Consider the following 11,440-nt stretch of genomic DNA (forward strand, 5'->3'; position numbering starts at 1 on the left):
GCAGGCACGAAGCGGGCAGCAGGTTGACCAACTGCGCGGTGGCGGCGGCGGTGCGCTCGCGGGCACGCCGTTCCAGGTAGCGTCCGGCCAGCAGGAACAGCGCGAACATGCCGACCGCGTCGAAGTACAGCTCACCCACGCCGGTGATCGCCGTCCAGATCCCCGCCAGATAAGCCCCGCCAATGGCCAGGGACACCGACACGTCCATGGTCAGGTGACGCGTGCGCAGATCGCGCAGCGCGCCTTTGAAAAACGGTGCGCAGCTGTAGAACACGATGGGAGTTGTCAGAAACATCGCAACCCAGCGCAGGATCACATGCAGTTCGGGGCTGAGGTCGATATTGAATTCCGGCCAGGTGGCCATGGTCGCCATCATGGCCTGGAACCACAGCAGCCCGGCAACGCCCAGTTGGCGCAGGGCCAGGCGATTCTCGCCGGCCAGTTGTTCGGCGGCACGGTCCGCTTGATAGGGATGGGCGGCATAACCGATATGGCGCAGTTCACTGAGCACTTGGCTCAACGGTAACTGCCCGTCGGCCCAGCGCACATGCAGGCGGTGGTTGGACAGGTTCAGCCGTGCCTCGGCCACGGCGGGCAGGCTGCGCAGGTGTTTCTCGATCAACCAGCCACAGGCCGCGCAACTGATGCCTTCCATGAGCAGGGTGATTTCGGCGAGTTCGCCTGTGTGGCGCACGAATGGCTTTTGCACGTCGGCGCGGTCGTACAGCGTCAATTCATCGAGCAGTTGCACCGGCAAGGCCTCGGGGTTGGCCGAGGCTTCGCTGCGGTGCCGGTAGTAGCTTTCCAGCCCGCCCGCCACAATCGCCTCGGCCACCGCCTGGCACCCCGGGCAGCAAAGCTCGCGACGCTCGCCGAGGATGTCGGTGGTGAACCGGCTGCCGGCGGGGACGGGCAGGGCGCAGTGGTAGCAGGGGGTGGTCATGGTCGGGATCTTTGGTGGCTGGAAGGGCCTCATCGCGGGCAAGCCCACTCCCACAGGGGTACGCGTTCCAATGTGGGAGTGGGCTTGCCCGCGATGCGCGAAGCGCGATCTTTTACTTTTTCAGGTCTTCGGCACCTTGCAACGGTTCGTCTCCGAGCAGCAAGTCCTGGTCGTGGCTGACCTCTTCTTCTTCGAACAGACGCCAGGTCTTGTCGCCTTCCACGCCGAGCAATTCCACGAAACGGCGGCCGTCGACCTTGTCGGTGACTTGGCCGATGTAGCGGCCGGGCTCGCTGTCGCTGCGGGTCAGGTTGATTTTGCGATCCTTCTCTGGCTGGGTCGGGGAAATCAGGTTCAGTTCCAGCGTGTTCGGGTTGCTGTAGCCGGTCAGGCGCAGTTCGACTTCACCGGTCAGTTCGTCCAGGTGCAGCTTGCCGCGCAACTGGAGGGTCTGGGCCAGGCGTTCGCGGTCCAGGGAGCGGTTGATGCCTTTGCCGGCCTCGTAATAATTGTCGTTGACCAGGTTGTCCGGGTTATTCACCGCGATGGTCACCATGGACAGGGTCAGGGTCACCGAGCAGGCAAGGATGCCGATGATGATCCAGGGCCAGAGGTGCTTGTACCAAGGGCTTGCGGCAGTGGCTGCGGGCATTCTTGTATTCCCTGTCTAACGAACTTGTGGGCCGATGAATCGGCTCTTGGCTTCAATGTGAACGCTGGTGTCGTCGGCATCCTCGAGGATGAACGTCACTTCGTTGGTGCTCGACGGCAATTGCTCGGGGGCGCTCGACAATTCCACCGGCATGCTGACGATGTCGCCGGCGGCCACCTTGATTTCGCGTCGGCCTTGCAGCTTGAGGTCGGGCAGGCCGGCGGCGTCGAGTACGTAGGTGTGTTCGCGCTGGTCCTTGTTCATGATCTTCAGGCTGTAGACGTTCTCGATGCGGCCTTCGGCGTTTTCGCGGTATAGCACCCGGTCCTTGCTCACGTCGAAGCCCACCAGCGAACGCATGAAGAAGGCGGCCACCAGCAGGCTGATCATCGCCAGCAACACCAGGGCGTAACCGATCAGGCGCGGACGCAATTTATGGGTTTTCTGCCCGGACAGATTGTGCTCGGTGGTGTAGCTGATCAGGCCGCGCGGGTAGTCCATCTTGTCCATGATGGTGTCGCACGCGTCGATACAGGCGGCGCAGCCGATGCACTCGATCTGCAGGCCGTCGCGGATGTCGATACCGGTGGGGCACACTTGCACGCACATCGTGCAGTCGATGCAATCGCCCAGGCCCTGAGCCTTGTAGTCGACCCCCTTCTTGCGCGGACCGCGTACTTCGCCACGGCGTGGGTCGTAGGACACGATCAGCGTGTCCTTGTCGAACATCACGCTCTGGAAACGCGCATACGGGCACATGTAGATGCACACCTGTTCGCGCAGCCAGCCGGCGTTGCCGTAGGTGGCGAGGGTGAAGAAGCCCACCCAGAAGTACGACCAGCCGTCGGCCTGGCCGGTGAAGAAGTCCAATACCAGTTCGCGGATCGGCGAGAAGTAGCCGACAAAGGTCATACCGGTGACAAAACCGATCAGCAGCCACAGCGTGTGCTTGCTGAACTTGCGCAGGAATTTGCCGGCGCCCATGGGCGCCTTGTCGAGCTTGATGCGCTGGTTGCGGTCGCCTTCGGTGACCTTTTCGCACCACATGAAGATCCACGTCCACACGCTTTGCGGGCAGGTATAACCGCACCACACGCGTCCGGCGTACACCGTGATAAAGAACAGGCCGAATGCCGCGACGATAAGAATGCCCGACAGCAGGATGAAATCCTGGGGCCAGAAGGTGGCGCCAAAAATGAAGAACTTACGCTCCGGCAGGTTCCACCACACCGCCTGGTGACCGCCCCAGTTCAGCCACACGGTGCCGAAGTAGAGCAGGAACAGTGCGGCCCCGCCGAGCATGCGCAGATTGCGGAACAGGCCGGTGAAGGCGCGGGTATAAATCTTCTCTCGCGAAGCGTAGAGGTCGACGCTTTTGGCAGGCGGGGTAACGTCGTGTACCGGTATCTGGTCGCTCATCATTGCATCCCACGGCGGTGGAGATTTGCCTCGGCCAGTACGTGCCAACCGCGGTCAAATTGGGGGTGTTGCAGTGGCCTAATGATACGCTCCCGACGGTGCGCAAAGGGTGCGACCTTTGGTCGCGTTGGGGCAAATCAATTGATGGTGTAAGTGACCTGGATCAATTGACTTGTTGAGTATGGACGGTTTTTGCTGTTGTGTTGGGCGGGCAGCCCCTGAAACCGTTCACTCAAGAGACCCGGTCTTCATAACAAAACAGGTCGAATGTGTCGCGGGCAAGCCCGGCTCTCACATTTGATCTTTGGTATTTTCAGGATGGGGGCCGCTTAAGTGAGTCACTGATCGAACTGCTGCCTGGCAATAATGGTTGCACGCTCAGGGGTGAATTCGATGTTGTCATCAGGCATTTGCAGCATGTCGGCAATATTTGCAGCACCCGCTTCGTTTACTTCTTCCTGATTACTTTGCTGGAGTATGACGTTGCCTTCGTTCATGCATCAGTCTCGATTGAAAAAGTCGCCTTCAAACTTAACGCCTGTCGCCTGTCGTAGCAATAAACAACAAAGCCCCGTCAGTTTTCGCTGAGCGGGGCTTTGTTGTGTTCGAGGACTTACTGCTCTTCAGCCTTCTTGTCCCCGTGGGACAAGCTGTACACATACGCCGCCAGCAAGTGCACCTTGTCATTGCCCTGCAGTTGCTCCTGCGCCGGCATCTGGCCCTGGCGACCGTAGCGGATGGTCTGCTGCAGCTGGGCGAAGCTTGAGCCGTAGATGAACGCACCCGGGTGCGTCAGGTCCGGCGCGCCCATGGCGGGCGTGCCTTTACCGGCCGGGCCGTGGCAGGCCACGCAGTTGGCGGCGAAGAGTTTCTCGCCGTTGGCCACGTCGGCCTTGGCGCCTTCCGGCAGTTTGCGGCCGTCGAGGTTGGTCACCACGAACGCCGCTACGTCCGCCACGCCTTGTTCGCCGATCACTTCAGCCCAGCCTGGCATGACCGCGTGGCGGCCTTGCATGATGGTTTGCTTGATGGTTGCCGGGTCGCCGCCCCAGCGCCAGTCGGCGTCGGTGAGGTTGGGGAAACCGTAGGCGCCCTTGGCGTCGGAACCGTGGCACACCGAGCAGTTGGAGGCAAACAGCCGACCGCCCATCTTCAGGGCTTGCGGGTCCTTGGCGACTTCTTCAATCGGCATCGAGGCGAATTTGGCGAAAATCGGCCCGAACTTGGCCTCCGACCTGGCCATTTCCTTTTCCCACTCGTGCACGCCGGTCCAGCCGGTCTGGCCATTGGCAAACGGGGTTTGCTTGTCGTTGTCGAGGTAGTTGTAGCCCGGCAGCAGGCCTTTCCAGTTGCCCAGGCCGGGGTAGAGCGCAAGGTAACCGAGGGCGAAGATGATGGTGCCGACAAACAGCATGAACCACCATTTGGGCAGCGGGTTGTCGTATTCCTCGATACCGTCGAACGAGTGGCCTACGGTCTCGTCCGTCTGCTCGGCGCGCTGGCCCTTGCGGGTCGACAGCAGCAGCCAGGTCAGGGCGAAGATGGTACCCAGACTGAGGACTGTGACGTACAGGCTCCAGAACGTAGTCATTCTTTGTTACTCCTAGACGCTTGCTCGACGTGCTTGATGGCTTCGGGATCATCTGCAAAGGGCAGCATGGTCGCGTCGTCGAATTCCGATTTGCGCCGTGGGCTGAACACCCACAGCGCCAGGCCGATAAAGGCCACCATCACCACAACGGTGCCCAGGCCACGAATCATGCCGATATCCATGCCGGTCACCGTTTGCTTTTGATGAGGGTGCCAAGGCCTTGCAGGTAGGCCACCAATGCGTCCATTTCGGTCTTGCCCTTTACGGCTGCGGCCGCACCGGCGATGTCTTCGTCGGTGTAGGGCACGCCCAGGGTGCGCAAGACTTCCATCTTCTTCGCGGTGTCCTTGCCGTCGAGCTTGTTTTCCACCAGGAACGGGTACGCCGGCATTTTCGACTCGGGCACTACGTTGCGCGGGTTGTACAGGTGCGCACGCTGCCAGTCATCGGAGTAACGCCCGCCGACACGGGCCAGGTCCGGGCCGGTACGCTTGGAGCCCCACAGGAACGGGTGATCCCACACGCTTTCACCGGCCACCGAGTAGTGGCCGTAGCGTTCGGTTTCGGCGCGGAACGGGCGAATCATCTGCGAGTGGCAGCCCACGCAGCCGTTGGCGATGTAGACGTCGCGGCCTTCCAGTTCGAGGGCGGTGCGCGGCTTCATGCCTTCGACCGGCTTGTTGGTCACGTCCTGGAAAAACAGCGGGACGATCTGGGTCAGGCCACCGATGCTCACGGCGATGACCATGAAGAAGGCCAGCAGGCCGATATTCTTCTCGACGACTTCATGCTTCATCAGTGGGCTCCCACAACGGCGATCTTGGCGGCGGCTTCAGCTTGCGCCGGGTCGGAGGCACGCACGGTGCGCCAGACGTTGTAGGCCATGAACAGCATGCCGGCGGCAAAGAACGCACCGCCCAGGGCGCGGACGATATAGCCCGGGTGGCTGGCTTGCAGCGCTTCGACGAAGGAATACGTGAGGGTGCCGTCATCATTGATCGCACGCCACATCAGGCCCTGGGTGATGCCGTTGACCCACATCGAGGCGATATAGAGCACGGTGCCGATCGTGGCCAGCCAGAAGTGCGTGTTGATCAGCCCGACGCTGTGCATCTGCGCGCGGCCGAACAGCTTGGGGATCATGTGATACAGCGCGCCGATGGAAATCATCGCCACCCAGCCGAGTGCCCCGGCGTGTACGTGGCCGATGGTCCAGTCGGTGTAGTGGGACAGCGAGTTGACGGTCTTGATCGCCATCATCGGCCCTTCGAAGGTCGACATGCCGTAGAACGCCAGGGACACCACCAGAAAGCGCAGGATTGGGTCGGTGCGTAGCTTATGCCAGGCGCCCGAGAGGGTCATCATGCCGTTGATCATGCCGCCCCAGCTCGGCGCCAGCAGGATGATTGACATCGCCATGCCCAGGGACTGTGCCCAATCCGGCAACGCGGTGTAGTGCAGGTGGTGCGGACCTGCCCAGATATACAGGGTGATCAGCGCCCAGAAATGCACGATGGACAGGCGATACGAGTAGATGGGGCGTTCGGCCTGTTTCGGCACGAAGTAATACATCATTCCAAGGAACCCGGTGGTCAGGAAAAAGCCGACGGCGTTATGCCCGTACCACCATTGAATCATCGCATCCGTCGCGCCGGAGTAGGCCGAATAGGACTTGAACAGGCTCACCGGCAAGGACGCGTGGTTGACGATATGCAGCATCGCCGTGACCAGGATGAACGCCCCGTAGAACCAGTTGCCGACATAGATGTGCTTGGTCTTGCGCTTGACGATGGTGCCGAAGAACACCACGGCATAGGTCACCCACACGATGGCGAGCAAAATGGCGATCGGCCATTCCAGCTCGGCGTATTCCTTGGTGGTGGTGTAGCCCAGGGGCAGGCTGATGATGGCGCCGACGATGACCGCCTGCCAGCCCCAGAAGGTGAAGGCGGCGAGGCCATCGGAGATCAAGCGCGTCTGGCAGGTGCGCTGCACCACGTAATAGGAGGTGGCAAACAATGCACAGCCACCGAAGGCGAAGATCACCAGGTTGGTGTGCAGCGGGCGCAGGCGGCCGAAGGTCGTCCAGGGCAGGTCGAAATTCAATTGCGGCCAGACCAGTTGCGAGGCGATGAACACCCCGAGCCCCATGCCAAGAATTCCCCAGACCACCGTCATGATGGCGAACTGGCGAACCACCTTATAGTTATAAGCAGTCGGACTGATTGCTGTGCTCATTCTAAGGTTCCACGGTTTAAGTATTTTTATAGGTAAAATCGGCCGCAAGTATGTAGAAAGCGGGGGGCCATTGCAACGCAATGACTGACCTGTATCAAGGCGTTCCACGCCAGATTCTGCGCACTTTCCCTGTTTTGTGTAAGGACAAAGTCAGAAATCTAAAGCTGATCGAGTGGACAGGAATTTTCGAGGGCGCAACGGATACCGTCGCGTACGCCAGGATTGGCCCACTGCAGGAACAAGCGTAGACCCGAAAGCGAGGAGGGGACAGTTGGGTTTTGAAGGGGTGTGACACTTGGTCGCGAATGTCGCCACACGGTACGAGCGAGCTTGCTCGCGAAAAACGTCAACGGTCACGCGGTCAGTCTGGTCTATCGCGTTGTGTTGACGTTCTTCGCGAGCAAGCTCGCTCCTACCAGTGCTAATGGGTCAGGCTGTACACGTAAGCGGCAAGCAGATGCACCTTGTCATTGCCCTGCAACAGTTCCTGCGCCGGCATCTGGCCCTGGCGACCATGGCGGATGGTCTGCTGCAACTGCGCCAGGCTGGTGCCGTAGATAAAGCCGCCTGGCTCGGTCAGGTTCGGCGCGCCCATGGCTTCCACGCCGTGGCCTTGCTGGCCGTGGCAGGCGACGCACGTGGTGCTGAATGCGGCTTGGCCGGCGGCCAAATCGGCGTTGTTGTCCGCCGGCAAGGGCAACTTGGCCAGGTCGTGACGCACATAGGCGGCGACATTTTTCACCCCATCCTCGCCCAGCACTTCGCCCCAGGCCGGCATCGCCGCGTGGCGACCGTTCATGATGGTGGCCTTGATCGCTTCGGCCGAACCGCCCCAGCGCCAGTTGTTGTCCGCAAGATTCGGGAAGCCATACGCGCCCTTGGCATCCGAGCCGTGGCACACCGCGCAGTTGGACGCGAACAGGCGACCGCCCATCTTCAAGGCCTGCGGGTCTTTGGCCACTTCTTCCACGGGCATGGCCGCGAATTTGGCGAAGATCGGCCCGAACTTGGTGTCAGCCCTGGCCATTTCCTTGTCCCACTCCTTGGCCGACGTCCAGCCGTCTTCATAGCCCGGCAGTACGCCTTTCCAGTTGCCCAGGCCCGGGTAGAGGATCAGGTAACCGACTGCGAACACCAGGGTGCCGGCGAACAACATGAACCACCACTGGGGCAGCGGGTTGTCGTATTCCTCGATTCCATCGAAGGCGTGGCCCATGGTCTGGTCGACGCTGCCTTTGGTTTCGCCCTTGCGGGTGCCGATCAGCAGCCAGGTCAGGCCAATCAGGCTGCCGAGGGTCAGTACGCAGATCCATGTACTCCAAAACAGGGTCATGGCTGGTTGCTCCTTGTTGCAGGCTCTTCTTGAGCATTGTGTGGAGAAGGCTCATCGGCGAACGGCAGCAGGCGCGCCTGCTCGAACTCCGCGTTGCGCCGGTTGTTGAATACCCACAGCGACAGGCCGATAAAGGCGATGGCCACCACCAGCGTGCCGAGGCCGCGGATAGTACCCGCATCGAATTCAAATCCCATGGCTCACCTCTTGCTCTTGATGGCAGTGCCGAGCACTTGCAGGTAGGAAACCAGCGCGTCCATCTCGGTCTTGCCCTTGAGGCTGGCAACCGCGCCCGCGATGTCGTCATCGGTGTAGGGCACGCCGAGGGTGCGCATCACGCTCAACTTGGTCTCGGTGTGGCTGCTGTCGACGGCGGCGGTGACCAGCCACGGATAAGCCGGCATTTTCGACTCCGGCACCACGTTGCGCGGGTTGTACAGGTGCGCGCGGTGCCAGTCGTCCGAGTAGCGTGCGCCGACGCGGGCCAGGTCCGGGCCGGTGCGCTTGGAACCCCACAGGAAGGGGTGATCCCACACGCTTTCGCCGGCCACCGAATAGTGACCGTAGCGCTCGGTCTCGGCGCGGAACGGGCGGATCATCTGCGAGTGACACTGCACACAACCTTCGCGGATGTAGATGTCGCGGCCTTCCAGTTGCAACGCGGTGTAGGGCTTCATGCCTTCGACCGGCTTGTTGGTCACGTCCTGGAAGAACAGCGGGACGATCTGGGTCAGGCCACCGATGCTCACGGCGAGCACCATCAGCAGCATCAGCAGGCCGACGTTCTTTTCAATCGTTTCGTGTTTCATCACAGACTCCTCAGGCCAGCTGCGCGACAGGGACGGCTTCGACAGGCTGCACCGAACGCACGGTGCGCCAGGTGTTGTAAGCCATCAGCAACATGCCGCTGAGGAACACCGCGCCGCCCACCAGCCGCACGATGAAGCCAGGGTGACTGGCCACCAGGGTTTCGACGAAGGAGTAGGTCAAGGTGCCGTCTTCGTTGACCGCACGCCACATCAGGCCCTGGGCGATGCCGTTGACCCACATCGAGGCGATGTAGAGCACGGTGCCGATGGTGGCCAGCCAGAAATGCGCGTTGATCAGGCCGACGCTGTACATCTGCTCGCGACCGAAGACTTTCGGGATCATGTGGTACAGCGCGCCGATGGAAATCATCGCCACCCAACCCAGTGCCCCGGCGTGTACGTGGCCGATGGTCCAGTCGGTGTAGTGGGAGAGGGCGTTGACGGTCTTGATCGCCATCATCGGGCCTTCGAAGGTCGACATGCCGTAGAACGCCAGGGACACCACGAGAAAGCGCAGGATCGGGTCGCTGCGCAACTTATGCCAGGCGCCGGACAGCGTCATCATGCCGTTGATCATGCCGCCCCAGCTCGGGGCCAGCAGCACCAGCGACATCACCATGCCCAGCGACTGCGCCCAATCCGGCAGCGCGGTGTAGTGCAGGTGGTGGGGGCCGGCCCAGATATACAGGGTGATCAGCGCCCAGAAGTGCACGATGGACAAGCGATAGGAATACACCGGGCGTTCGGCCTGCTTGGGCACGAAGTAGTACATCATCCCGAGAAAGCCTGCGGTGAGGAAAAAGCCTACAGCGTTATGGCCGTACCACCACTGCACCATGGCATCCGTCGCACCGCCGTACAGCGAGTAGGACTTGGTCAGGCTGACCGGGATTTCCAGGTTGTTGACGATATGCAGAATGGCCACGGTGATGATGAACGCGCCAAAAAACCAGTTACCGACGTAGATGTGTTTGGTGTTGCGCTTCATGACCGTGCCGAAGAACACGATGGCATAGGCGACCCAGACGATGGTGATCAGGATGTCGATCGGCCATTCCAGCTCGGCGTATTCCTTGGAACTGGTGTAGCCCAGCGGCAAGGTGATTGCAGCCAGCAGGATGACCAGTTGCCAGCCCCAGAAGCAGAACGCGGCGATTTTCGGTGCGAACAGCGTTGTCTGGCAGGTGCGCTGCACCGAGTAGAAGGAGCTGGCGAACAGCGCGCAGCCGCCGAAGGCGAAGATGACCGCGTTGGTGTGCAGCGGGCGCAGGCGACCGAAGCTGGTCCAGGGCAAATCGAAGTTGAGCGCAGGCCAAACCAATTGGGCCGCGAGAAAAACCCCGAGCCCCATGCCGACGATGCCCCACACCACCGTCATAATGGCGAATTGGCGGACCACCTTGTAGTTATAGGCGGTACTTAAAGTAGTGTTCATGGTTCCCCATCCACGGTTCAACCCAAGCAGATGCGGCACTTGGGCTGGAGTTATAGGCAGACTAAAAAGCGAGGCAAGCATGGGCAAAGAGCACAAGGCCAGTATTGACGGGGATCAATGGGCGCACTGTGTGCGTGAACGCGGCTGGCTGTGGGATGTCGCCACGGGCACCCGCTCGGGCCAGCCTGTCACGTTGATCCTGGCCCACGGCGCAGGTGCGCCGATGGACTCGGCCTTCATGAACGACATGGCTGCGCGCCTTGCCGGGCATGGCGTCAACGTATTGCGCTTCGAATTTCCCTACATGGCGCAACGTCGATTGGACGGCGGCAAGCGCCCGCCGAATCCGGCGCCGAAACTGTTGGAAGCCTGGCGCGAGGTGTATGCGCAGGTGCGACGTCATGTCGCTGGGAAACTGGCGATTGGCGGTAAATCCATGGGCGGGCGCATGGCCAGTCTATTGGCCGATGAACTGGGCGCCGCTGGGTTGGTGTGCCTGGGGTATCCGTTCTATGCGGTGGGCAAGCCTGAGAAACCGAGGGTCGAGCATTTGGCTGCGCTCAAGACGCCGACGCTGATTGTGCAGGGCGAGCGGGATGCATTGGGTAATCGGGCGGCGGTGGAGGGGTATGCGTTGTCGCCGAGCATCGAGGTGATGTGGTTGGTGGCGGGGGATCATGACTTGAAGCCGCTGAAGGCGTCGGGGTTAACCCATGAGCAGCATCTGGAGGCGGCTGCGGTGCGCGTGGCTGAGTTTGTGGGTGCCTGTTAGGGACCTATCGGGGCATAGGTATCTACACAGTTTTGGTGCGACACCGCACTTCTGGTGAGGGAGCTAACGCGTATCTACCTGACGTTCCGAGGTCCAAATGTGGGAGGAGGCTTGCCCCCGATGGCGGCCTCGGGGCTGGCCGGGATGTTGGATTAGATCGAGTACATATCCGTTTCTGCGGTAACGGCCACTTAGGGTTCCGCCCTGACGGCGGCTCACTTTTGAAAAGCGCAAAAGTAAGCAAAACG

The 11,440-nt window shown here is 61.1% G+C and carries 13 protein-coding genes; 1 reads left to right on the plus strand and 12 read right to left on the minus strand.

All coding sequences use genetic code 11. From position 1 onward, the window contains the following. From BFP96_RS14150 to ccoN (BFP96_RS14200), 12 genes are all read right to left on the minus strand, one after another. The coding region (locus tag BFP96_RS14150; protein WP_139113402.1) for a heavy metal translocating P-type ATPase metal-binding domain-containing protein at nucleotides 1-943 on the minus strand (943 nt) is incomplete at its 3' end. 112 nt (nucleotides 944-1,055) lie between these two features. After that, complete coding sequence (locus BFP96_RS14155) at nucleotides 1,056-1,595, minus strand: FixH family protein (protein ID WP_065894421.1); 540 nt, start codon at nucleotides 1,593-1,595, stop codon at nucleotides 1,056-1,058. A gap of 15 nt (nucleotides 1,596-1,610) precedes the next feature. After that, entirely contained in the window at nucleotides 1,611-3,014 is a 1,404-nt protein-coding gene (ccoG, locus tag BFP96_RS14160; protein WP_065936441.1) for a cytochrome c oxidase accessory protein CcoG, read from the minus strand. 338 nt (nucleotides 3,015-3,352) lie between these two features. Next, nucleotides 3,353-3,511: a hypothetical protein gene (locus BFP96_RS30895; protein WP_163003365.1), complete on the minus strand. Its 159-nt coding sequence runs from the start codon at nucleotides 3,509-3,511 to the stop codon at nucleotides 3,353-3,355. Nucleotides 3,512-3,627: 116 nt separating this feature from the next. Continuing rightward, entirely contained in the window at nucleotides 3,628-4,605 is a 978-nt protein-coding gene (ccoP, locus tag BFP96_RS14165; RefSeq protein WP_065894417.1) for a cytochrome-c oxidase, cbb3-type subunit III, read from the minus strand. After that, the gene (locus BFP96_RS14170) at nucleotides 4,602-4,787 is read right to left on the minus strand and encodes a CcoQ/FixQ family Cbb3-type cytochrome c oxidase assembly chaperone (protein WP_003193169.1); all 186 of its coding nucleotides are present in this window, start codon (nucleotides 4,785-4,787) and stop codon (nucleotides 4,602-4,604) included. Before BFP96_RS14170 ends, ccoP (BFP96_RS14165) begins: the two co-directional genes overlap by 4 nt. Before the next feature lie 5 nt (nucleotides 4,788-4,792). Then, complete coding sequence (gene ccoO, locus BFP96_RS14175; RefSeq protein WP_025854274.1) at nucleotides 4,793-5,401, minus strand: cytochrome-c oxidase, cbb3-type subunit II; 609 nt, start codon at nucleotides 5,399-5,401, stop codon at nucleotides 4,793-4,795. Further along, nucleotides 5,401-6,843 carry a cytochrome-c oxidase, cbb3-type subunit I gene (ccoN, locus tag BFP96_RS14180; protein WP_065887893.1) on the minus strand — a complete coding sequence of 481 codons (1,443 nt, stop codon included), beginning with the start codon at nucleotides 6,841-6,843 and terminating at the stop codon, nucleotides 5,401-5,403. Before ccoN (BFP96_RS14180) ends, ccoO (BFP96_RS14175) begins: the two co-directional genes overlap by 1 nt. A gap of 421 nt (nucleotides 6,844-7,264) precedes the next feature. Next, the gene (gene ccoP / locus BFP96_RS14185; protein WP_065936442.1) at nucleotides 7,265-8,176 is read right to left on the minus strand and encodes a cytochrome-c oxidase, cbb3-type subunit III; all 912 of its coding nucleotides are present in this window, start codon (nucleotides 8,174-8,176) and stop codon (nucleotides 7,265-7,267) included. Next, nucleotides 8,173-8,373, minus strand: a complete 201-nt coding sequence (locus BFP96_RS14190) for a cbb3-type cytochrome oxidase subunit 3 (protein WP_065894413.1) — start codon at nucleotides 8,371-8,373, stop codon at nucleotides 8,173-8,175. The genes ccoP (BFP96_RS14185) and BFP96_RS14190 overlap by 4 nt, the downstream gene beginning before the upstream one ends. 3 nt (nucleotides 8,374-8,376) lie before the next feature. Further along, nucleotides 8,377-8,985, minus strand: coding sequence for a cytochrome-c oxidase, cbb3-type subunit II (gene ccoO / locus BFP96_RS14195; RefSeq protein WP_065887896.1), 609 nt, complete (start codon nucleotides 8,983-8,985; stop codon nucleotides 8,377-8,379). A 10-nt stretch (nucleotides 8,986-8,995) separates the two neighbouring features. Then, on the minus strand, nucleotides 8,996-10,420 hold the full coding sequence (ccoN, locus tag BFP96_RS14200; protein ID WP_065894412.1) for a cytochrome-c oxidase, cbb3-type subunit I: 1,425 nt from the start codon (nucleotides 10,418-10,420) through the stop codon (nucleotides 8,996-8,998). A 79-nt stretch (nucleotides 10,421-10,499) separates the two neighbouring features. Here ccoN (BFP96_RS14200) and BFP96_RS14205 point away from each other — a divergent pair, with 79 nt between their 5' ends. After that, a complete protein-coding gene (locus BFP96_RS14205; RefSeq protein ID WP_065936443.1) occupies nucleotides 10,500-11,192 on the plus strand; it encodes an alpha/beta family hydrolase in 693 nt (230 codons plus the stop codon). Nucleotides 11,193-11,440: the final 248 nt, after the last annotated feature.

It is taken from the genome of Pseudomonas sp. 34 E 7, from assembly GCF_900005715.1.
Lineage (GTDB): Bacteria > Pseudomonadota > Gammaproteobacteria > Pseudomonadales > Pseudomonadaceae > Aquipseudomonas > Aquipseudomonas orientalis_A.

What these genes read in the sequence shown, in the direction of transcription:
- ccoO (WP_025854274.1), bottom strand. Translation starts at nt 5,401, where the DNA reads ATGAAGCATGAAGTCGTCGAGAAGAATATCGGCCTGCTGGCCTTCTTC.
- BFP96_RS14170 (WP_003193169.1), bottom strand. Translation starts at nt 4,787, where the DNA reads ATGGATATCGGCATGATTCGTGGCCTGGGCACCGTTGTGGTGATGGTG.
- ccoN (WP_065887893.1), bottom strand. Translation starts at nt 6,843, where the DNA reads ATGAGCACAGCAATCAGTCCGACTGCTTATAACTATAAGGTGGTTCGC.
- BFP96_RS14190 (WP_065894413.1), bottom strand. Translation starts at nt 8,373, where the DNA reads ATGGGATTTGAATTCGATGCGGGTACTATCCGCGGCCTCGGCACGCTG.
- ccoN (WP_065894412.1), bottom strand. Translation starts at nt 10,420, where the DNA reads ATGAACACTACTTTAAGTACCGCCTATAACTACAAGGTGGTCCGCCAA.
- BFP96_RS14155 (WP_065894421.1), bottom strand. Translation starts at nt 1,595, where the DNA reads ATGCCCGCAGCCACTGCCGCAAGCCCTTGGTACAAGCACCTCTGGCCC.
- ccoO (WP_065887896.1), bottom strand. Translation starts at nt 8,985, where the DNA reads ATGAAACACGAAACGATTGAAAAGAACGTCGGCCTGCTGATGCTGCTG.
- ccoP (WP_065936442.1), bottom strand. Translation starts at nt 8,176, where the DNA reads ATGACCCTGTTTTGGAGTACATGGATCTGCGTACTGACCCTCGGCAGC.
- BFP96_RS14205 (WP_065936443.1), top strand. Translation starts at nt 10,500, where the DNA reads ATGGGCAAAGAGCACAAGGCCAGTATTGACGGGGATCAATGGGCGCAC.
- ccoG (WP_065936441.1), bottom strand. Translation starts at nt 3,014, where the DNA reads ATGAGCGACCAGATACCGGTACACGACGTTACCCCGCCTGCCAAAAGC.
- ccoP (WP_065894417.1), bottom strand. Translation starts at nt 4,605, where the DNA reads ATGACTACGTTCTGGAGCCTGTACGTCACAGTCCTCAGTCTGGGTACC.
- BFP96_RS30895 (WP_163003365.1), bottom strand. Translation starts at nt 3,511, where the DNA reads ATGAACGAAGGCAACGTCATACTCCAGCAAAGTAATCAGGAAGAAGTA.